Below are 20,078 nucleotides of genomic sequence, written 5' to 3' on the forward strand. Positions count from 1 at the left end.
CATTCGTCCCATCTATTATCCTCATCTGCATGGTCGATTGGATCATGGTCGGGGCTTGGACTAGTCTTGCCTGAACATGCCAGATGGCCTGCAATAAACATGGTTGAGGATGATTAACGCGAATGGCCTTCATCCAGTATTTCGCCCGCATTCAGATTGAGGCCGGTTCCCGCAAACTCATCGCCGCGGAACTCACCCGTATGGGTGTGAAGCGTCCGCTGATCGTATCCGACAGGGGCGTGGCCGCCGCAGGCGTGCTCGATCTTGCATTGTCGGAAACGCCAGAGGCGGCTTCCTGGCCGCGCTTTCTGGACGTGCCGGCCAATCCGACCGTCGCGTCGTCGGAAGCGGCGCTCGCAGCCTATCGGAGCGAAGGCTGCGACGGCTTCATCGCGGTCGGCGGCGGTTCCGTCATAGATTGCGCGAAGGGCGCGGCCCTGCTGCTCACCCACAAGGATCCGCTGGAAACGCTGCTCGCGCGGCGCGGCGGGATGGACAGGATCGGTCCTGTCGCCCCCGTGATGGCCGTATCCACCATTTCCGGCACGGGAACCGAAGTCGGGAGAGGCGCGGGCCTGACATTCGCGGACGGCGAAAAGGGCGTCTTCCTCAGCCATCATCTGATCCCGCGCGTCGCGATCTGCGATCCCGATCTCACCAGAAGCGCGCCCGCCCGCCTCAAGGTCGGGTCCGGTATCGACGCGCTCGGCCACGCGATCGAGGCCTATCTTTCGCCCGCCTTCAATCCGCCCGCCGACGCCATCGCGCTCGACGCTATCGAACGGCTCGTCCGCTATCTGCCGCGCGCGATCGCCGATGCAGACGACGATGTCGCCCGGTTCGAACTGATGATGGGGACGCTCGAAGCGGCGATGGCGATGTGGAAAGGCCTCGGGACGGCGCACGCTCTCTCTATGCCTTTCGACGATCTCGGCCTGCATCACGGAACGCTGGTCGGAGTGCTGATGCCCGAAGCGCTGCGCTTCGTCTTGCCTGCCATATCCGAAGAGCGCCGCGCAAAGCTGGCGCAGGCTTTGGGGTGCGATCCGGCGGCTATCCCCGACATGCTGGCCGATCTCAACGCGCAGATCGGGCTGCCTGCGGGCCTTTCGGCGATGGGCGTGACCGAAGACCTTCTCGAACGGGCTGGCGCCGTCGCTGCCGGCACCCCTTTCAACCACACCGCCGCGCGCAGCGGAACCGCCGAAGACTATACGGCGATCGCGCGCGCCGCTTTCCATTGAGGCCATGATGTCGACGCTGTCCAACGCCATTCCGATCTTCAATCCCCGCACCGGCGAGCGCGATGGGGAGATCGTGCCGCCCTCCGCTGCGGAAATCACGCAGATCGCGCAGGATCTGCGCGCAGGGCAGGTGGCGTGGGACGCGCTCGGGCTTGACGGTCGGATCGCGGCGATGCGGCGCTGGGCGGATGCGATAGAAGCCAATGCCGCGCAGATCAGCGCGGCCGAAATGCGGGACACAGGCCGCAAGCGCGTCGCGCATGAAGTGCCCTTCATCGTCGCCGGATCTATACGGGGATGGTGCGCACGCGCCCCCAAGGTGATCGAGCGTGCGCATTTTCAGGGCACCTCCACGGTCATGCCCGCGGTCAGCTACCGCACGCAGCTCGTTCCCTATCCACTGGTCGGTATCATCAGCCCGTGGAACCACCCGTTCCTCCTGTCGATGCTGGATGCCGTCCCGGCCCTGATCGCCGGCTGCGCTCTGCTGGTGAAGCCCAGCGAGGTGACGCCGCGCTTCATTGAACCTGTCACCGAAACCATCGCCAAAGTCCCAGAACTCGCCGCCGTCCTGCGCTATATCGTCGGTGATGGCGGGACGGGTCAGGCGCTGATCGAAGAAGTGGACGCGCTCTGCTTCACCGGCAGCGTGCCGACAGGTCGCAAGGTAGCGGAAGCCTGCGCGCGCCGCTTTATCCCTTCCTTTCTGGAGCTGGGCGGCAAGGATGCGGTGATCGTGACCGGCTCCGCCGACATTCCACAGGCCGCGGCAGCCGTGCTGAAGGGCGCGGTATCCAATACGGGCCAGATGTGTTTCGCGACCGAGCGCGCCTATGTCGCTCGCGAGATTTATCAGCCCTTCGTTGAGGAACTGACGCATCAGGCCAGCAAGGTCGCGCTATCCTATCCCGACATGGGTCAGGGCCATATCGGACCCTATATCCACGCCCGTCAGGCCGACATCGTCGACGCGCAACTGGAAGAAGCCGTCGAGGCGGGCGCGAGGATCGAGGTCGGCGGGCCGAGCCAGACGCTGGGCGGCGGCCGCTTCATGCCCGCGACGGTGGTCACGGGCGTCGATCACGGCATGCGGATCATGCGGGACGAGACGTTCGGCCCGGTGATCCCGGTCATGCCCTATGACGATGAGGATGAAGCCGTCGCGCTCGCCAATGACAGCGAGTTCGGGCTGTCCGGCGCGGTCATCGCCGGGGACGCCGACGAAGCGGAGCGCATTGCAGAGCGGCTGAATGCGGGCGCGATCAGCATCCAGGACACGTCCCTGACCCTCTACATCATGGGCGACGTCGAAAAGACGTCCTTCGGAATTTCGGGTCTGGGCGGCTCCCGCATGGGGCCGAACGCGATGCTCCGCTTCTTCCGCAAAAAGGCGCTGATCCGGCGATCCGGGCCGGTATTGGACATGGAGTCGCTGGCGGAACATAATGTCTCCAGCCATCACTGACCCGACGGCGTTCGACGATTGGCGGACCGGCATGTTCGCCGCGCCTGATATCGCGGCACGCTTCCTGCCGGACGGCGAAATTCGGCTCGCATCGCGGGCCTTGCCCTCGCCTGCCGCGCGGACCGTGCTGGACTGGCTTGTGCGCTGGTCGGCGGAAACACCGGACACCGCCTTCGTTACGGAGCATCGTGGCGAAGGAAAGGGGCGGCAGACGCTGACCTATGGGGACGCATGGCGCGATTCCGGGCGGATCGGTGCGGGGCTGCTTGCTTCGGGCCTTGCGCCGGGGGATCGTCTTCTCGTCGTGGCGCCGAACGGCATCGCCCATATGCAGGTGGCGCTCGGCGCCCTGCGCGCCGGGATCGTCTATGTGCCGGTCGCGGTGCAATATGCTGCGCAAGGCGCCGATCCGTCGAAGCTGGCGGCGGTGCTCGATGTGATCCGGCCCGCCGCCGCTTTTTGCGTTAGCGCTGCGACATCCCCGCTTCTGGCCGACATTCCGCGACTGTTCGAAGGAGAAGCGGGTCTCGCGGCGCTCGTGCAAAAAGGTGCCGATAGAGCCGACCCGGATATTGCATCCCTCGATCCGGAAGCGCCTGCCAAGCTCCTCCTGACTTCGGGGTCCACCGGCACGCCCAAGGCGGTGCCCTACAGCCATGTGCTGATGACGCATAACACGCAGGCGACGATCGACGTCTGGCCCTTCGTCACGCGCCACAAGCCTGTGCTGGTCGACTGGCTTCCCTGGAATCACGCCTTCGGCGGCAGCAACAATGTCCACCTCGTTCTCTCGCAGGGCGGCACGCTGCATATCGACCCATCGGGCGGGCGCGCTGACCTGCTCGCGACCAGCATTGATGCGCTGAAGACATTCCGACCGACTTTCCACGGCGCCGTTCCCGCAGGATGGGCCGCGCTGCTGCCGACGATCGAAGAGGATGTCGCATTCCGGCAGGCCTTTTTCAGCCGCCTCGACGTGATGTTCTCGGCCGGAGCGGCGATGTCCGCCGATCTGTTCAATCGCCTTTCGCGGGCGTCCGCCCTGGTGCGCGGGCAGCCCGTTCCGATCGTGACCGGCTGGGGTTCGACCGAAACAGGGCCGGGCGCAACGATGGTGCACGATCTGCCGGTTCAGCCGGGCGGGATCGGCACGCCGATGCCGGGCGTCGAAATCCGCCTCACGCGCCATGGCGACAAGCATGAACTGCGCGTGCGCGGCAAAAGCGTCATGGCGGGCTACTGGGGGCGTCCCGACCTGTCTGCCAATGCTTTTGACGAAGAAGGCTTTTTCCGCACCGGCGACGCCGGACGGCTGGTCGATCCGGAGCGGCCTGAACTCGGCCTGATGTTCGACGGCCGGCTGCTCGACGATTTCAAGCTCGCCAACGGTAGCTGGGTCAACGCGAGCGCGCTGCGGATGAGCCTGCTGCAACGCGCGGGCGGGGCGTTGCGCGACGTGGCCATCGTCGGCGCAGACCGGCCCTATGTCGCCGCGCTCTGCTGGGTGGAGCAGCCCGACATTCTTGAGGAACTGTTCGCGTCGCACAACCGCGAGAACAGGGGCCAGACGATGCGGATCGTGCGCTTTGCGGCGCTGCCCACGCCGCCGGACGCCGGGACCGGCGAACTCACGCCCAAGGGCGAGATCAACAGGAAAGTGCTCTTGCAACGTCGCGCAGATGCCGTGGCAGCACTGTATGAAGAGGAATTTCAGCATGATAGCCGTTGACCATGTAGCCGAACTGTCGCCGCAGGTCGGGCAGGAACTGGGCGTGAGCGAATGGGTCCGGCTCGACGAACAGACGATCGCTGCGTTCGGAACCCTCACGGGCGATACCCACTGGGTCCATATGGACGGCGACCGCGCAAAGGCGGAGACGCCCTTCGGCGGCACCATCGCGCACGGATTTCTCATACTGGCGCTCGTCACCGGTCTTTCGAAAGAATGCTACGCGGTGCGGTGTGCGAACCGCTGGATGAACTATGGCCTCGACAAGGTGCGCTTCACAGCGGTCGTCGTCGCGGGCGCGCGGCTGCGGCTTCGCCTCAAGCTGCTCGAACTGGAACCGCAGAAGGCGGGAACCCGCCTGCGCTTTGGCTGCACGCTCGAACTCGAAGGCAGTGAGCGGCCCGCCGCCGTCTGCGAATGGATCTGCATAGCTTATGAGGAGGACGCCGCATGAGCGACCAGAGCGATTTCGTCGATGTCGGGCAGGAAGGCAGCTTCATCGGCCATGTCGGCGGCCTGAAGCGGCGGCGGACAGCGGAGGGCGTGGAAACCTCGCTGCTGGTGGCGCCTCAGCATCTAAACCCCAATGGCACCACCCATGGCGGCGTATTGATGACGATGCTGGACATCACGCTCGGCATGAACGTGGAGGCTTTTCTCAAGAGCGAAGCGAGCGGCCGCCACCCGATCACCGTTCAGCTCAACTGCAACATGATGCTGGCCGCACCGAAGGGCGCTCTGGTGATCGGTCAGGCGCAGGTCGATGGGTCCAGCAAGACGATGACCTGGGTAAGCGGCAAACTTGTCGCCGGGGGGCGCGTGCTCATGACCGGCACCGCCGTGTTCCGCAATCCTCCCTTGCCGACCCCGGCGTGAACGGCACGACGATGGATTTTGATCTTCCCGAGGATCTTCAGCTCTTCCAGACGCTGATGCGACGGTTCGTGGACCGCGAACTCATCCCTCTCGAACCGCGCGGGGAACTGGACGCGGCGACCCTCGACATGCTGCGCGAGAAGGCGAAGGCGGCGGGTCTTTGGATGCTCGACGTTCCGGTCGAGCTGGGCGGACAGGGTTTGGGTCCGCTTGGCATGAGCATTTTCTGGGAAGAACTGTCCCGCACCGTGGCCATATCGCCGCGCGACACGCGCGTCTTCCGCTCGCTGGTCGGCCCGGTCCTGCTGGGGCTGAAGGGGGAGCAGAAAGAGCGGTTCCTTATGCCGGTCCTGCGCGGCGACTGGACCCCCTGCTTCGCCATAACCGAGGCGGACGCCGGGTCCGATCCCGCGGCGATGCGCACCGTGGCTGTCCGCGACGGCGATCATTATGTCATCAACGGCGTCAAGCGCTTCATCACCGATGCCCGCCATGCCGATGTCGCGCAACTGATCGCCTATACCGACAAGGCGAAAGGGCTGCGCGGCCTGAGCTGCTTCCTCGTCGAAATGCGCACGCCCGGCGTGTCCGTCACGGCCGACTACGACACGATGATGGGCGACCGGCCCTGCGAAGTGACGTTCGACAATGTCCGCATCCCTGCGACCAATCTGGTCGGCGCGGAAGGCGACGGCATGGCCCTTGCGCAGCAATGGATCACCGAAGGCCGCATTCTGCGCCACGGCGCGCGGTCTCTGGGCGTTGCGGAGCGCTGCCTTGAACTTGGCATATCCTATTCGCGGCAGCGGAAGACATTCGGCGCGCCGCTCGCCACGCGGCAGGCGATCCAGTTCATGATCGCCGACACCTATGCGGAGTTGCAGCAGGCGCGGCTGCTGGTGCGCGACGCCGCGCTGGATCTGGAGCGCGGGCGCGATGTGCGGCTGAAATCCTGGATCGCGAAATCGCAGGCGACGGAAATGGGTTTCCGGGCGGCGGACCGCTGCATGCAGATGCATGGCGGCATGGGGCTGACCACCGAAATGCCGATCGAACGCATGTGGCGGGAACAACGCTCTTTCATCATCACCGAAGGCGCGGCGGAAGTGATGCGCGCCTCGATTTCCAAGAAAGTGTATGATCTTTATGAGTGAGAAGCTGATGATCTCGCGCATGGGCGCGAGCGTTCCGGATACGATCTGGGTGCAGGGGCGGGATCTGTGCACCGAACTGCTGGGCAAGATCGGCTTTGCCGAAATGACCTGGCTGGAACTGACCGGGGAACTGCCGTCGAAGGCGCAGACGACGCTGCTGGAGGCGATGCTGCTGACTCTCGTGGAACATGGCGCGACACCGATGGCGATTGCGACCCGGCTGACCTATATGGGCGCGCCGGAGGCGTTGCAGGGCGCGGTTGCCGCAGGGCTGCTCGGCATGGGGACGACCTTTGCCGGAACGGCCGAGGGCGCGGCCAGGATGCTCTACGCTGGCCTCAAGGATGCGCCGGCGGACGCGGATATTTCGGCGCTCGCCAAGGCCATTGTCGACCGGGAACTGGACGCGAAACGGCCGATTTTCGGCATCGGCCATAATCTGCACAAGCCCATCGACCCGCGCACGCCCGTGCTGTTCGCGATTGCCGAACAGCAGGGCTATCGCGGCCGCTATGTCGCCCTGATCGAAGCGGTCGCCGCAGCCGCCGAAGCCCGGACCGGAAAATCCATGCCGGTGAACGCCACCGGCGCTCTGGGGGCGCTGTGCTGCGAACTCGGCCTCGACTGGCGGCTCTGCCGTGGCTTGGCCGTCATCGGCCGGTCGGTGGGTCTTGTCGGCCATATCGCGGAGGAACTGCGCAACCCCATCGCCAAGCAGATCTGGATGCGCACCGAAGAAGAAATCGCCCGGTCGATCGCCATCGCCGATGCAAAGCAGGAACAGGACGCATGAACGGTTCGGAGATGCTGACCGACGACCAGCTCATGCTGCGCGATACGGTGAGGCAGATCGCGGAAAATAACTTCCACGAACTCGCCGCGGACGCCGACCGCAAGTTCGAGCCGCCCATCGAGAATATCAGGATATTGGCGGAGCACGGATTTACCGGGACGTTCGTGCCGGAAGCCTATGGCGGTCTTGGTCTGGGCGTGCTCGAAAACGCGCTCATGTATGAAGAAATCGCCCGCTCCTGCGCCAATACCGCGATCCTCATGAGCGTAACCGATGGTGCGACGCCGCGCGCCATCCTGCATCTGGGGACGGAGGAGCAGAAGCGCCGCTATCTGCCGCGCTTCGTTTCGGGCGAGCTTTATTCCGCCTGGAGCATGTCGGAAGCGGAAGCGGGATCGGACCTTGGCGCCATGAAAACCCGCGCCGTTCAGGATGGCGACGGCTTCCGCCTGAACGGATCGAAAATGTGGTGTTCCTGCGCGCAGGTCGCCGATCTTTTCCTCATTCTCGTGCGGATGAGCGACGCGAAAGGCATTGCCGGGATCGGCGGCCTGCTGGTCGAACGCGGGACGCCCGGCTTCACCATCGGCGAACATCTTGACCTTATCGGGCTTCGCGCGACCGGCATGGCCCCGCTCTTCTTCGACGATTGCCATGTGCCCGCGGAGAATCTTCTCTTCCCGGCCGGTGGCATGCGCGACCTCCTCAACGTCTTCAACGCGGACCGCATCGCAGGCAACCCGACCATCTGCCTCGGGGTCGCCTCCGCCGCGCTGAACGGGGCGGCGGAATATGTCGCGTCCCGCCGCCAGTTCGGTCAGGCGCTGGGCGATTTTCAGGGGCTGCGCTGGAAACTCGCCGACATGGCGATTGATCTGGAGGCGGCAAGAGCGCTCGTCTATCGCGCGGCCCGCAACATCGACGCGGGCAATATCGAACATATTGATGTGTCGATAGCGAAGACGTTCACGAACGAAGCGGCCCTGCGCATCACGCAGACGGCAATGCAGCTTGCCGGTGCCTACGGCCTATCGGCGGAATATCCGTTCGAAAGACATTATCGCGACGTGCGCGGCATGGCGATCGGCTATGGCTCGACCGAAATTCACCGCAACAATATCGGCAAGGCCATCGTCGACGGTGCCTACCGGGCATGAGCGTCGTCAAGGGGAGCGGCATGGCAAATCATCTGGACGACTCAGCGCTGGACCGAATCTTTCGAACGGCGCGCAGCTATAATGGCTATGACGGCACGCCCGTCACCGAAGGCGACGTCCGTCGTATCTACGATCTGCTCAAATGGGGGCCGACCTCCGCCAACCAGCAGTCGGCCCGCTTCGTCTGGCTGCTCAGTCAGGATCAGAAGGACCGGCTTGCGGATTGCGCGACGGGGACCAACGGCCCGAAGATCCGGGCAGCGCCCGCTACCGTCATCATCGGCATGGATCTGGAGTTTCGTGAGCATCTGCCATGGCTCTTTCCGCACGACCAGACCGCAAGGGAGTGGTTCGGTTCGGAGGAAGTCCGGCTGGAACAGGCATTTCGCAATTCCTCGCTTCAGGGCGCCTATCTGCTGATCGCGGCGCGCGCCCTCGGGTTCGATACGGGGCCGATGTCCGGCTTCGACGGAGAGAAAGTGGACAAGGCCTTCTTCAGCGATCAGCCGAGCGTGCGGACGAACTTCATCTGCACGCTCGGCCATGGCGACCCGACCACGATTTTTCCGCGCCTTCCACGGCCCGAATTCGACCGGTTCAATCGCATCGGCTGAGGCATTCTCAAGCGGAGAAGGCAGGGCGCAGGACCGGAAGTGGCCCCTCGTGAGTCCCGACCATCTTCGCCCGTCCTCGGCGGCAGTTTATCGCTTAACGATCGGCCCGCTTTCCATTATCACTGCGCGATGCACAGTCCGCCCCTGCGCCAGTTGGACATATTCGCGCAGATGGTGGCGGCGGGTGACGCCGCCCGGTGCGCCAGCGATCTTGGCATCGACGTCGATCTTCTGCTGCAGGAACTGGAGTCGCTTGAGCTGCGGCTGGGTTATCGCCTGTTCGACGATCCCGGCGGTCGCGCCCGCCTGACCGAAGCTGGGCACAAGACAGCGCGGGCGATGACGCTGCTTTCTCAGGATGAGGATGCATCGGGGCTGCCCGAGGGCACCCCGGAGGCGCGAACGACAGCCGCGCCCGCTATTGTCTCATCACGGTGCGATATTCTGCTGGCCGCGCCGCCGCCGGTCTTCGGGCATATCCAGGAAGCGCTCGCGGCGTTCGAAGCGGCGAATGACGACATCGCGATCACGCTCGACCTTCACGTTCACGACGCGGCTCAGGCCGCCGCCGCGCTCGCGTCCGGCCGGGCCGACATTGCCTATTTCTACGCGCTGGAAGAGCCGCAGGCGCCTGCATCACGCTACGGCTGGTCGGAGCCGCTCAATCTCTATGCCGGGGATACGCATGTGCTGGCGCAGCGGGACAGCGTCGGTCGCGATGCTCTCGCCTCCGTTCCGCAGATCGCGCTGGAGGCAGGGAACGGCGTGCGCGCGATTACCGATGCCGCGCTCTACCGCGCGCGTGCCGATCCGGGGCCGGCGGTCGTCGAAAGCGACAATATGGCGGACATTCTCGCGGCACTCAGGGCTGGCCGAGGACTCTTCGCCGCCTTTGGTCCGCTGGCGCGCGATGTGGGGCGGATGGCAGGTGTCCGGCGGCTCGCGCTGGACGTGCCGCTCCCTTCCATCGAAATCCGGCAGGCCGTGAGCGCAGCGGCCGCCGACAAGCCCGCGGCGCAGGCGCTCGCGGACTTTCTGTTTCTCTAATCGGGGGCTGGTCCGGTGCTCCCTCTTTCCATCAGCGTGAAGATAAATTCCGGCACATCGACAAGCCCGTCTGCGAGTGCGTCGATGACGGCGCGGCCCATATCCTCCAGCGGCTGCCGAACGGTCGTCAGCGGCGGCCAGGAGGTATGGCTTGCCGTCGTGTCGTCGAAGCCCGTCACCGACAGATCTTCCGGAATGCGAAGCCCGACGCGATGCGCGACGGCAAGCACCCCCAGCGCCATTTCATCGTTGGTGGCGAAGACGGCGGTGGGCCGCTCGCCCCGCGTCAATAGGGCTTCGCCTGCCTCGACGCCTGACGCATAGTCGAAGCGCCCCCTATGGAAGGCGACGGCGTCGGGCGATAGGCCAGCGACGGCCAGCCCTTCGCGAAAGCCATCCACCCGGCGCGCGGCTGCGCGATGGCCCGTTGGCGGGGTGATGACGCCGAACCGCCGATGGCCAAGCGCCACCATATGATCGGCCACCATCCGTCCCGCCGCGCGCTCGGGCGTGTGGATGTTGAATCCGCCGCCGCTGGCCGACCCGGCGATGCGGGCGCAGGGAAGCCGCATGGCCTCCAGCCGCGCCAGCAGTTCCGCGTCGTCGGACAGGGGCGGCACCAGCAGCACGCCATCGGGACGCAGCGCCGCCACCAGCCTGTCGAGCACGTCGAACCGCTCATCCGCCGCAGCCGAAATCGGCTCCACGACGAGATGATAGCCAAGGTCGCGGCATCGCCACGCCGCACCCATCTGAATGCGGCTGACATAGCCGGGCGCGGGATTGTTGTAGAGGAAGGCGATCATGAACGATCGCCCGCCCGCAAGCCGCCGGGCCGACTGGTTGGGGCGGTAGCCTAGCTGGTCGATCGCCTGCTGGACCCGGACGCGCAATTCCGCGCTGACGTTGGGCGACTTGTTGACGACGCGCGAAACCGTCTTGATCGACACATGGGCCAGCGCGGCAACGTCATGGATACTGGTCATCGTTTCCTGTTCTGCAAGCTGCCACGCCGTCATGCCCACCGGCAGCGCAGGTTGGCAAGAACTGAAACGACGCGCTACAGGGACAGGATGGGCGACATCATCAACCTCAGGCATGCTCGAAAGGCGAAGGCGCGACGCGACCGGGAAAAGGTTGCAGGGCAGAACCGCATCCTGTTCGGCCGGACGAAGACCAAGAAGGCTCGCGATGAAAAATCCAAGGTCAAAATGGATCAGGCGATTGAGGGTGCGCATCGTGTGACCAAGATCGAAGATCCGGCCAAGGAATAGAAAAAGAATATGCGAGATATGCATTCCGCATGTCGTGGATGAATGAATATTCATCTTGAACTATTCATCTTTCCTTTCTCACGGATCGACGTGGATTTGACCGTGTTGAGGAGATGAATCGATGCGTCGGTCGTTTGCCCTGCACTATGACTGGACATACTCGCCTAATCCGCCCCGCCGGAGCCGCGATTGCCGCTGTTCTGGCTTTTCATTCCACCCCGATGATCGCGCAGGTTATCGTGCCGCCGCCGGTCGAGCCGGCTCCAGCGCCTGTCGCTGACCCTGTGGGCGCCGCGACTCCGGCTACGCCTCAGGTGCAGTTCACGCCTACCGCTCCGGTTGTTCAGCAGACCGCGCCGGTCGAGGAGCGCATCGCTGCCGCGACCGCCGCATCGGAGGCGGAACGCGCCGCTCCCGCACGCTCGCCGGTGAGGCAGGCACAGGTTGCGAAACCCGCGCCGGTCGCCCCGTCACGTAACGCGGAAGCTCCTGCGCCCGCACCTGTCACCGCCGCGTCGCCGCAGGAGGCTCCCGCCACGATAGCACCCGCACGCGCAGAACCAGCGCCAACGATGGCGGCTGAAGCCACTCCGGCCGCCACTGTGGCGTCAGACCCCGGCACTCAGCAGTCGCTGCTCTGGGCGTTGGGAGGCGGCGTTCTCGTTCTTGTCGGGCTGGGCGGCGCAGCACTCGCCCGTCGCCGCCGGACGAGCGATAATGAGGCGGAATTTGCCGTCGATGAAATGGTGACGGAGCCGACGCCTGTTGCGCCAGCGTCTTCCCCGGCTCACGTCAGCGCACGGCCCGTTCGCACTGTCGATGCTCATGAAAATAGCGTGCTGGAATCAATGGTTGCGGCGCCGCCGAGCGCGGAGAACCCGTTCGCCACCCGCACGAAGCGGATGCGCCGCGCCAAATTCCTTCTGGCGCAACAGGCGGCTCCGCGCGCGGCAGAGCCTCACATGGCCCCGCAGACAACGCATGCGGAACCCGCCTTCGCTGCAGCGCCGGATCGGAGCCAGACGGTGTATCGCTTCGGCGCCGACACGGGTCGTTCGGGTTTTCTCAAGCCCCGCACGCGCTAATTCCTTCTAGAAGCTGTTGGAAGCCGGCCCCTGAAAAGGCCGGCTTCTTCTTGCGCGGTTGCGCTTTGGCGGCGTGCCTGATACCGGGCGCGCGCACCTGAAACGCCCATGAAGGCTGAGAAGAGTCCCGCGCCCATGTCCGACAAGATCAATCGCATCGTCCTAGCCTTCTCGGGCGGTCTCGACACGAGCGTGATCCTCAAATGGCTGCAGCAGACCTATGAGTGCGAGGTGGTGACCTTCACCGCCGATCTGGGGCAGGGCGAGGAACTGGAGCCTGCGCGCGCCAAGGCGCGGCTGATGGGCGTCAGGGAAGAGCATATCTTCATCGACGACCTGCGCGAAGAGTTCGTAAAGGATTATGTCTTCCCGATGATGCGCGGCAACGCGCTCTATGAAGGACTGTATCTGCTCGGCACCTCGATCGCGCGGCCCCTGATCGCCAAGCGCCAGATCGAGATCGCGAAGCAGGTGGGCGCCGACGCCGTCAGCCATGGCGCGACCGGCAAGGGCAACGATCAGGTGCGGTTCGAGCTGGGCTATTACGGCCTCGCTCCCGACATCAAGGTCATCGCCCCGTGGCGCGAATGGGATCTCACCAGCCGCACGAGGCTGATCGAGTTCGCCGAGCAGCACCAGATACCGATCCCCCGCGACAAGCGCGGCGAAGCGCCGTTTTCGACCGACGCGAACATGCTTCACACCTCTTCGGAGGGGAAGGTGCTGGAAGATCCGTGGGAGGAAACACCGGACTTCGTCTATTCGCGCACCGTCAATCCGGAGGATGCGCCTGACGCGCCTGAATATATCACCGTCGATTTCGAGCGCGGCGACGGCGTGGCGATCAACGGTGTGGGCATGTCGCCCGCGACCCTGCTCGAAACGCTCAACGAGTATGGCCGCAAACATGGCATCGGCCGCCTCGATCTGGTGGAAAACCGGTTCGTGGGCATGAAGTCGCGCGGCATGTATGAGACGCCGGGCGGCACCATCTATCACCTCGCCCACCGGGGAATCGAGCAACTGACGCTGGACCGCGGCGCGGCGCACCTGAAAGACGAACTCGCGCCGCGCTATGCCGAGCTGATCTATAACGGCTTCTGGTTCAGCCCCGAGCGCGAGATGCTTCAGGCCGCGATCGACCATAGCCAGCAGAAGGTGACGGGCACGGTTCGTCTGAAGCTTTACAAGGGCGGCGTCTATGTCGTCGGCCGCAAATCGCCCTATTCGCTCTACAGCGAAAAGGTCGTGACGTTCGAGGATGACGCGGGCGCCTATGATCAGCGCGACGCAGCGGGCTTCATCAAACTGAACGCGCTGCGGCTGCGGCTTCTGGGTCGCCGCGACGGCTGAACCGATACAGTTTGCGACAAATGAGCGTGCCCCGTGACATAGTTGCGGGACAAGTCTCCTCGATAAGCGTCATCAACGGCGGCGAAGGACCGCCCGGATGACCGCTTTTTAGAGGAAGACTGCCATGCTCCGCTCTTTTTTCACGACCGTCGCGGCGGGATCGCTGTTCGTCGGCGGCCTTGCTGCCACCCACCTTGCCTTTGCCCAGCCTGGCCCCGATGGCGGCCCGCGCGGACGCGGCGGCCTGATGATGCAGGCGGACGCCAATAAGGATGGCCGCATCAGCAAGGCGGAAATGACCGCCGCGCTCGAAGCCCGCTTCGCCCGGATGGATATTGACCGCGACGGTCAACTGACGCCGAAGGATCGCGATCTTAAGCGCCAGGAGCGTCTGGGCGCGCGCTTCGCGCAAATGGACACCGACGGCAATGGCCAGATCAGCAAGGCCGAATTCACCGCAGCGCATGAGGCTCGCGCCGAAAAGCGTGGAGCGGGCGGCACGCAAGGCCATAAATGGCGCGGCGGCCCGCGTCGCGATCCCGGCATGGCTGGGCCGGCGGGCAGGGATAGGGCCGTGACCAAGGCGGACTTCATCGCGCGCGGCATGACGATGTTCGACCGTGCCGACGCCAACAAGGACGGCTTTGTCACCGCAGACGAGATGAAGGCGGCGCATCAGGCGATGCGCGCCCAATGGCAGGACCGCAAGGGTCCGCCTCCGCCGCCGCAGGACTGACCTGACGGGCGGCGGCGCGGCTCTGCCGATCCGCCGCCCGTCGGGGAGGGGCGAAGGCTGCCCCCTTGCCTTCGCCCTTCCAACCCATCCAAAGCCATGACAGACAGGCATGATGAGCGACCGTCCTCACCTCCTGCTCGTCGATGACGAGCGTTCGATCCGCGAACCGCTGGCGCAATATCTGACGCGCAACGGCTTTCGCGTTACCGCCGTCGAAAGCGCGGCCGAAGCGCGAATCCGTCTGAACGCCAACGCCATCGACCTCGTCATCCTCGACATCATGATGCCGGGGGAGGATGGCCTGTCGCTCTGCCGCCATATCCGTGAGACGAGCGAGATCCCGGTCATTCTCCTGACGGCAAAGTCCGAAGAGACGGATCGCATCGTCGGACTGGAAATGGGCGCGGACGATTATGTGCTGAAACCCTTTTCGCCCCGCGAACTGGTTGCGCGCATCAAGGTGATCTTTCGCCGCGTTGCCACCGGTGGACAACGCGTCACCGCGCCCGACGGGGCGACCTATGCCTTTGCTGGCTGGCTGCTGAAAACGCAGGAACGCATGCTGGTCGATGCCGAGGGGGTGTCGCTGCCGCTTTCGACCGCCGAATATAATCTGATGCTGGCCTTCGCCACGCGTCCCAATCAGGTGCTGAGCCGTGACCAGTTGCTCGACATCACGCAGGGACGGGAGGCAAATGCCTTCGACCGCGCGATCGACAACCAGATCAGCCGTCTGCGCAAGAAGATCGAACCCGATCCCAAAAACCCGACGCTCATCAAGACTGTCTGGGGCGGCGGCTACACCCTGTCCGCCGAGGTGCGCAAATTGTGAGACGCCTCTGGCCGCAGAGCCTCGTCGGGCAAATCATCATCCTCGTCGCGCTGGGCCTCTTCGTGGCGCAGGCGATCAACTTCGCACTGCTGCTTCGGGAGCGGAACCGGCTGATGCTGACGGGGCAGACGGCGCCTGCCGTCTACCGCATCGTCAACGCGCTCGATGCGCGTTCCGAACGGCGCCGCGAGGACGATGCCGGTCCGGGACGCGGGCGCAACGAGTGGCGCACGGTGCGCTTTTCCGACATCCGCCCGATCCTGACCGGACGTCCGCGCCCCGACATCGAAAAGCGCGCGGCCGATATGCTGTCTGACGTGGGCCTCTCGGTGCATTCGGTAGCGGCAGCGGAAGATGTTCAGCGCATGCCGATCCGGCGGTGGGAGATGATCCGGATGCGGGCTACCGGCGAACCCATCGCGGACCGCCGCATGCCGCGCCTCACGCTGGCGGTCGAATATGCGCCGGGCCGCTGGATCACGGCACAGGCGCGGGGCGGCGACCGTCCTCCCCGCTTTGGCGGCTGGCTGATCTGGCAGACGCTGATCCTCTATGGCGTGGTTCTCGCGCCCCTGCTGTGGATCGGGAAGCGGATGGCCCTGCCGATGAAGCAACTGACGGGCGCGGCCCAGCAATTCGCCCGCACCGGCGCTGCCGACCCGGTCGAGGAGCGGGGACCGGGCGACGTGCGCGATCTCACTATGGCGTTCAACGCCATGCGCGCGCGGATCATGGCGATGCTGGACGAGAAGGACCGGATGCTCGGCGCGATCGGTCATGACCTGCGCACCCCGCTCGCCTCCCTGCGCGTCCGCGCGGAATCGGTCGAGGATGAAGGCGAGCGGGCGCGCATGTCGCAGACCATCGAAGAAATGAACCGGATGCTTGAGGACATCCTCTCGCTGGCGCGCGCCGGGCGCAGCAGCGAGGCGCCGCAGAAGGTCGACATCGCCTCCCTTGCCGACGCCGTGGTGGAAGATTTCATCGAACTGGGGGGGGCGGTCGATCTGGCGGAGAGCGAGCGGGCGGTCGCTTTCGTCCGGCCGCAACAGATTCGCCGGGCGCTGCGCAACCTCATCGAAAACGCCATCGTCTATGGCGAGCGGGCGCATGTGTCCGTCGCGCGCGACGGATCGACGATCCGCATCGCCGTGGCCGACGAAGGTCCGGGCATCGCCGAGGATCGCATGGCGGAGATGCTGGAGCCGTTCACCCGCCTCGAAGGATCGCGCAATCGCGAAACGGGTGGCGCAGGTCTGGGGCTGGCGCTGGTGCGGGCGATCATGGCGGAGCATCGCGGCGAACTGCGCCTGTCCAACCGCGCCGAAGGCGGGCTGGAGGCTTGCCTCATCATTCCGGCCTGATCGGGGTTCGGGCCGATGAAGGCCCGCTCAAATCGCAGTAAGCATTGCTTGGGCTATCGCCCCGTCATCGCCCGCGCATTGGCAAGGAAAGTGCGGCCGATGCGGATTTCATTGCCATCGGCGAGCGCGGCGAACCAGACCCCGCTGCCATCGTGGCGCAGGCGCGCGATCTGGTCGCGCCGCACGATATGGCTGCGATGCAGGCGCACGAACATCTGTGGGTCGAGCCTTTCCTCCAGCGAGCTGATCGTCTGGTGCAGCAGGTAGCTGTGACCGCCGACATGCAGCCGCATATAGTCGCGTTCCGCCTCGATCCGGTCGATCTGGTCGGCGGCGATGCGGATGAGTTCCGACCGGTGCGGCACCCAGAATTCCTCCGCCCATTCCGGCACCGGCTCCGCAGGGAGCGCGCTTTCCGCAATGGACAGCGGATTGCGCAGGGCCACTTCCACCCGGTCGATGGCGCGCGTCAGCCGATCATGCGCCACCGGTTTCAGGAGATAGTCGACAGCGGCAAGGTCGAACGCCTCCACCGCGAACCCCTCAAATGCCGTGACGAAGATAATGGCCGGACGAATGCCCATTCGCCCCACCGCACGCGCCACGCCGATCCCGTCGAGTAGAGGCATCGCAATGTCGAGCATCACGAGGTCGGGTTGCAGCCCCTCGATCAGCCGCAGGGCCGCCTCACCGTCGGTCGCTGTGCCCGCCAGCGTAATGCGCGGCTCACGGGCGCACAGCATCTGGAGCCGCTCGACCGCAAGCGGCTCATCGTCGACGATCATGGTGCGGATGGACATAGGCGGTCAGCAGCCCCGGCGGATGATGGGAAGGGTCAGGAGCACGGAAAAGCCCTTTCCCTCGCGCGGACCATAGACGATCCGCCCCTGATCGCCAAAGCGCGCGCCAAGCCGGTCGCGGACATTGGCAAGACCGATGCCGCTTCCCGCATCCCCTTCGCCGGGCGGGTTGTCGCCATCGTCGGACACTGCGATATGCATCAGGTCTCCATCCTCCCGGGCAGTGATGGTGATCGTGACCGGCGCCCTTGTTCGGGACACCCCATATTTGATGGCGTTTTCGACCAGCGGCTGAAGGATGAGGCCGGGCACGCAGGCGTTGAGCAGCGGGTCGGGGATGTCGACGATCGTGGTGAGCCGGTCGGGAAAACGCACCGCCTCGATATCCAGATACAGTTTCTGGAGATGCACTTCCTCTTCCAGCGGCACATCGTCCAGCGGATCGCCGGTCAGGCTGGTGCGATAGAAGTTGGACAGCGACATGATCATCTTTTCCGCTTCGTCCGGCCTGTTGCGCATGACGAGCGTCGAAAGCGAGTTGAGCGTGTTGAACAGGAAATGCGGGTTCACCTGATAACGAAGCGAGCGTAGTTCGGCCTGCTGCGCGGCGCGTTCCAGCCTTGCGGCGCGGCGTTCGGTGCGGTGCGCCTCGCTGGCATAGGACAGGGCGAGATAGAGGCCCGCCCATGCGGCAAGGAAGAAGTAGCGGCTGATCGCATCTTCGACGATGCCGATGACGAAATAGGCGGCGTCTTCCATCTTTTCGCCTTCGCCGCCGGGAAAGATCGTCACGGGATCATAGACGTTGAAGATATAATAGTTGGCGACCGCCATGCAGAGCGCGAACGGGGCGGCGAGGGAAAAGGCAGCGACGATCCGGACGGCGAGCGGCTTCTCGTCGAAGCGGCGCAGGGTGAGATAAAGAACCCATGTCACGATGATTCCGATGGTCGCAACCACCATCCGGCGCGCCGCCAGTTCCCATTGGGCGTCGAAGCCGATCACCGCCGCGCGCAGGCTGACGATGACGGTATAGAAGAACCAGAAGCCGAGAATGGAGTAAAGCGCGACCGCTGGCGCGACGCCCCGATCGCTGTCTTCGCGAAGATCGTTCATCCTGCTCTTCTACCGCTCCATGCCCGTAAAGTCTGCATGTCTCACCGTTGCTGGTCGAAGGGCGGGCCACGTTGGTCGAAGCAGCAAAGGAACCGAGCCTCCCCGGTCGCCGTTGATACGGAAAGTGACCAGCCAGAGCGGAGAAGGATCATGAGCGACACACCCGACATCCATGAAGAAACCGAGGCTCCCCGCAAGAGCGATGCGCAGGATCGCCCGCTCACCCATGAAGAAAAACTGGAGGAGGAACTGGAGGATTCGATGGACGCATCCGACCCGCCATCTTCAACCCACCCGGACGACCATGGAGACCCCGTTCCCTCCTCCGGCTTCAAAGAGGAGGGATGACGGCACAGCCCATGCCGTGTTAGGCTCGTTCTGAGAAAAAACGTTCGCAAATCCGAGAGAGGAGCAGCTATCATGCCGACTTCGTGTACCCCCGCCGTGGAACGGATCGCCAGGGTTCTTGCGGGGCGGCAGATCAGCCAGAATGGCGGCGGCAACGAAGCGCATGCGGCGGACGCAGTGGATGCTGCATGGCCCGACCATATCGACGACGCCTACGCCATCCTGCATACGCTCCGCGAGCCGGATGCCCGGATGGCGCAGGCAGGCGATGTGGCGGTGTGGCGTGCGATGATCGGCGCAGTGCTCGAACGGCCCGTGCGCGCCTGACCCATGATTGCTGGCGCTGGCGTTTTCGATCCAGCTTTCACGGAAGCGCATCCAGCACCTCGTCGCAGTCATGAAATTTACATGTTGCGCCGCACAAATAAATCTGGTCCGATGCTGAACGGCGGTGGAACGGGCGCTTAAGCCTTCGGTAACCATGGTGGGCGCATGTTTCCATCGACGTGAAGTCGGAGGGCATGAATATGGGCACGAGTGCAAGACCGGCGGACGGGGCAGTCACCCTGGCGGAGTTGCGTGAATTCGCCAGCTTCCCGTCTGCGACGCAACGCTACATCAGACGATCGCTCGATATCGGCCTGCACCGCCGTGATGCGATGAAGCTGTGGTCGCGCGACATGGTCGAAGCCGCCTCGATCCGCGCACAGGCCCGCATCTACGGCCGGCTGGACGAGATCAAGATGCGGGTGCCCGACGACAGCGGCCTCGATCAGGTCGAACCCTTCATGGCACCGCTGGTGACGGTTTCTGCCTTCGATCTGGGGCAGGACCGGCTGGTGAGCTTTTCTGCCTACCGCTTCCTTTACGAACGGCTGCTGGGCGCGGGCGCTCGTCCATGGCTACCCGGAGCCTTTTGTGCGGCGGCGAGCCTGCCGCATCTGCATCCCGACAAGCGGCGCGCGCTGCTCCAGTCGATCAGTGAAGCTGCCGCGACGGCGGCGGGTTGGTCGAACCGCGAACCGACCTTCTATCCCGAATGGGTCGAGAAGGTCGATCTGAGCAAGGCGAACTGACCTTCAGCGAAGTGA

The 20,078-nt window shown here is 64.7% G+C and carries 22 protein-coding genes; 19 read left to right on the top strand and 3 right to left on the bottom strand.

Annotation, left to right across the window (positions count from 1 at the left end; genetic code table 11):
* Positions 1-122: 122 nt before the first annotated feature.
* The 10 genes from SAMIE_RS18940 to SAMIE_RS18985 all read left to right on the top strand — a co-directional run bounded on the left by SAMIE_RS18940 (position 123) and on the right by SAMIE_RS18985 (position 10,079).
* Positions 123-1,244 (top strand): iron-containing alcohol dehydrogenase, encoded by a 1,122-nt coding sequence (locus tag SAMIE_RS18940; protein ID WP_066696110.1) that lies wholly within the window; start codon positions 123-125, stop codon positions 1,242-1,244.
* A 4-nt stretch (positions 1,245-1,248) separates the two neighbouring features.
* Complete coding sequence (locus SAMIE_RS18945; protein WP_083952333.1) at positions 1,249-2,709, top strand: aldehyde dehydrogenase family protein; 1,461 nt, start codon at positions 1,249-1,251, stop codon at positions 2,707-2,709.
* A complete protein-coding gene (locus SAMIE_RS18950; protein WP_066696112.1) occupies positions 2,690-4,438 on the top strand; it encodes an AMP-binding protein in 1,749 nt (582 codons plus the stop codon). Before SAMIE_RS18945 ends, SAMIE_RS18950 begins: the two co-directional genes overlap by 20 nt.
* On the top strand, positions 4,425-4,892 hold the full coding sequence (locus SAMIE_RS18955) for a MaoC/PaaZ C-terminal domain-containing protein (RefSeq protein WP_066696115.1): 468 nt from the start codon (positions 4,425-4,427) through the stop codon (positions 4,890-4,892). Before SAMIE_RS18950 ends, SAMIE_RS18955 begins: the two co-directional genes overlap by 14 nt.
* On the top strand, positions 4,889-5,314 hold the full coding sequence (locus SAMIE_RS18960; RefSeq protein WP_066696119.1) for a PaaI family thioesterase: 426 nt from the start codon (positions 4,889-4,891) through the stop codon (positions 5,312-5,314). The genes SAMIE_RS18955 and SAMIE_RS18960 overlap by 4 nt, the downstream gene beginning before the upstream one ends.
* Before the next feature lie 11 nt (positions 5,315-5,325).
* Entirely contained in the window at positions 5,326-6,468 is a 1,143-nt protein-coding gene (locus SAMIE_RS18965) for an acyl-CoA dehydrogenase family protein (RefSeq protein WP_066696122.1), read from the top strand.
* Complete coding sequence (locus SAMIE_RS18970; protein ID WP_066696125.1) at positions 6,461-7,261, top strand: citryl-CoA lyase; 801 nt, start codon at positions 6,461-6,463, stop codon at positions 7,259-7,261. Before SAMIE_RS18965 ends, SAMIE_RS18970 begins: the two co-directional genes overlap by 8 nt.
* Positions 7,258-8,418, top strand: coding sequence for an acyl-CoA dehydrogenase family protein (locus SAMIE_RS18975; RefSeq protein ID WP_066696126.1), 1,161 nt, complete (start codon positions 7,258-7,260; stop codon positions 8,416-8,418). Before SAMIE_RS18970 ends, SAMIE_RS18975 begins: the two co-directional genes overlap by 4 nt.
* A 20-nt stretch (positions 8,419-8,438) precedes the next feature.
* The gene (locus SAMIE_RS18980) at positions 8,439-9,032 is read left to right on the top strand and encodes a malonic semialdehyde reductase (RefSeq protein WP_066696772.1); all 594 of its coding nucleotides are present in this window, start codon (positions 8,439-8,441) and stop codon (positions 9,030-9,032) included.
* Positions 9,033-9,161: 129 nt separating this feature from the next.
* Complete coding sequence (locus SAMIE_RS18985) at positions 9,162-10,079, top strand: LysR family transcriptional regulator (protein WP_066696128.1); 918 nt, start codon at positions 9,162-9,164, stop codon at positions 10,077-10,079.
* Here SAMIE_RS18985 and SAMIE_RS18990 read toward each other — a convergent pair.
* The gene (locus SAMIE_RS18990; protein ID WP_066696130.1) at positions 10,076-11,065 is read right to left on the bottom strand and encodes a LacI family DNA-binding transcriptional regulator; all 990 of its coding nucleotides are present in this window, start codon (positions 11,063-11,065) and stop codon (positions 10,076-10,078) included. The two genes, SAMIE_RS18985 and SAMIE_RS18990, sit on opposite strands and share 4 nt — an antisense overlap.
* 87 nt (positions 11,066-11,152) lie before the next feature.
* Here SAMIE_RS18990 and SAMIE_RS18995 point away from each other — a divergent pair, with 87 nt between their 5' ends.
* From SAMIE_RS18995 to SAMIE_RS19020, 6 genes are all read left to right on the top strand, one after another.
* Entirely contained in the window at positions 11,153-11,353 is a 201-nt protein-coding gene (locus SAMIE_RS18995) for a DUF4169 family protein (RefSeq protein WP_066696132.1), read from the top strand.
* A 146-nt stretch (positions 11,354-11,499) separates the two neighbouring features.
* On the top strand, positions 11,500-12,438 hold the full coding sequence (locus SAMIE_RS19000) for a hypothetical protein (protein WP_232037304.1): 939 nt from the start codon (positions 11,500-11,502) through the stop codon (positions 12,436-12,438).
* 135 nt (positions 12,439-12,573) lie between these two features.
* Positions 12,574-13,791: an argininosuccinate synthase gene (locus tag SAMIE_RS19005; protein ID WP_066696775.1), complete on the top strand. Its 1,218-nt coding sequence runs from the start codon at positions 12,574-12,576 to the stop codon at positions 13,789-13,791.
* Between the two features lie 124 nt (positions 13,792-13,915).
* On the top strand, positions 13,916-14,527 hold the full coding sequence (locus tag SAMIE_RS19010) for an EF-hand domain-containing protein (protein ID WP_066696137.1): 612 nt from the start codon (positions 13,916-13,918) through the stop codon (positions 14,525-14,527).
* Positions 14,528-14,639: 112 nt separating this feature from the next.
* Positions 14,640-15,359, top strand: a complete 720-nt coding sequence (locus SAMIE_RS19015) for a response regulator (protein WP_066696778.1) — start codon at positions 14,640-14,642, stop codon at positions 15,357-15,359.
* Complete coding sequence (locus SAMIE_RS19020; RefSeq protein ID WP_083952335.1) at positions 15,356-16,723, top strand: sensor histidine kinase; 1,368 nt, start codon at positions 15,356-15,358, stop codon at positions 16,721-16,723. The genes SAMIE_RS19015 and SAMIE_RS19020 overlap by 4 nt, the downstream gene beginning before the upstream one ends.
* Before the next feature lie 53 nt (positions 16,724-16,776).
* Here SAMIE_RS19020 and SAMIE_RS19025 read toward each other — a convergent pair whose 3' ends face one another.
* Both SAMIE_RS19025 and SAMIE_RS19030 read right to left on the bottom strand, forming a co-directional pair.
* Complete coding sequence (locus SAMIE_RS19025; RefSeq protein WP_066696143.1) at positions 16,777-17,523, bottom strand: LytR/AlgR family response regulator transcription factor; 747 nt, start codon at positions 17,521-17,523, stop codon at positions 16,777-16,779.
* 6 nt (positions 17,524-17,529) lie between these two features.
* Entirely contained in the window at positions 17,530-18,639 is a 1,110-nt protein-coding gene (locus SAMIE_RS19030; RefSeq protein WP_066696150.1) for a sensor histidine kinase, read from the bottom strand.
* A 150-nt stretch (positions 18,640-18,789) separates the two neighbouring features.
* On the opposite strand from SAMIE_RS19030, the gene SAMIE_RS19035 reads away from it, so the two are divergent.
* The 3 genes from SAMIE_RS19035 (at position 18,790) to SAMIE_RS19045 (ending at position 20,063) form a co-directional block, all read left to right on the top strand.
* Positions 18,790-18,987, top strand: a complete 198-nt coding sequence (locus SAMIE_RS19035; protein WP_126516905.1) for a hypothetical protein — start codon at positions 18,790-18,792, stop codon at positions 18,985-18,987.
* A 72-nt stretch (positions 18,988-19,059) separates the two neighbouring features.
* A complete protein-coding gene (locus tag SAMIE_RS19040) occupies positions 19,060-19,314 on the top strand; it encodes a hypothetical protein (protein WP_066696152.1) in 255 nt (84 codons plus the stop codon).
* Between the two features lie 200 nt (positions 19,315-19,514).
* Complete coding sequence (locus SAMIE_RS19045; protein ID WP_066696155.1) at positions 19,515-20,063, top strand: hypothetical protein; 549 nt, start codon at positions 19,515-19,517, stop codon at positions 20,061-20,063.
* Positions 20,064-20,078: the final 15 nt, after the last annotated feature.

This window comes from Sphingobium amiense (genome assembly GCF_003967075.1).
In the GTDB taxonomy this organism is placed as follows: domain Bacteria; phylum Pseudomonadota; class Alphaproteobacteria; order Sphingomonadales; family Sphingomonadaceae; genus Sphingobium; species Sphingobium amiense.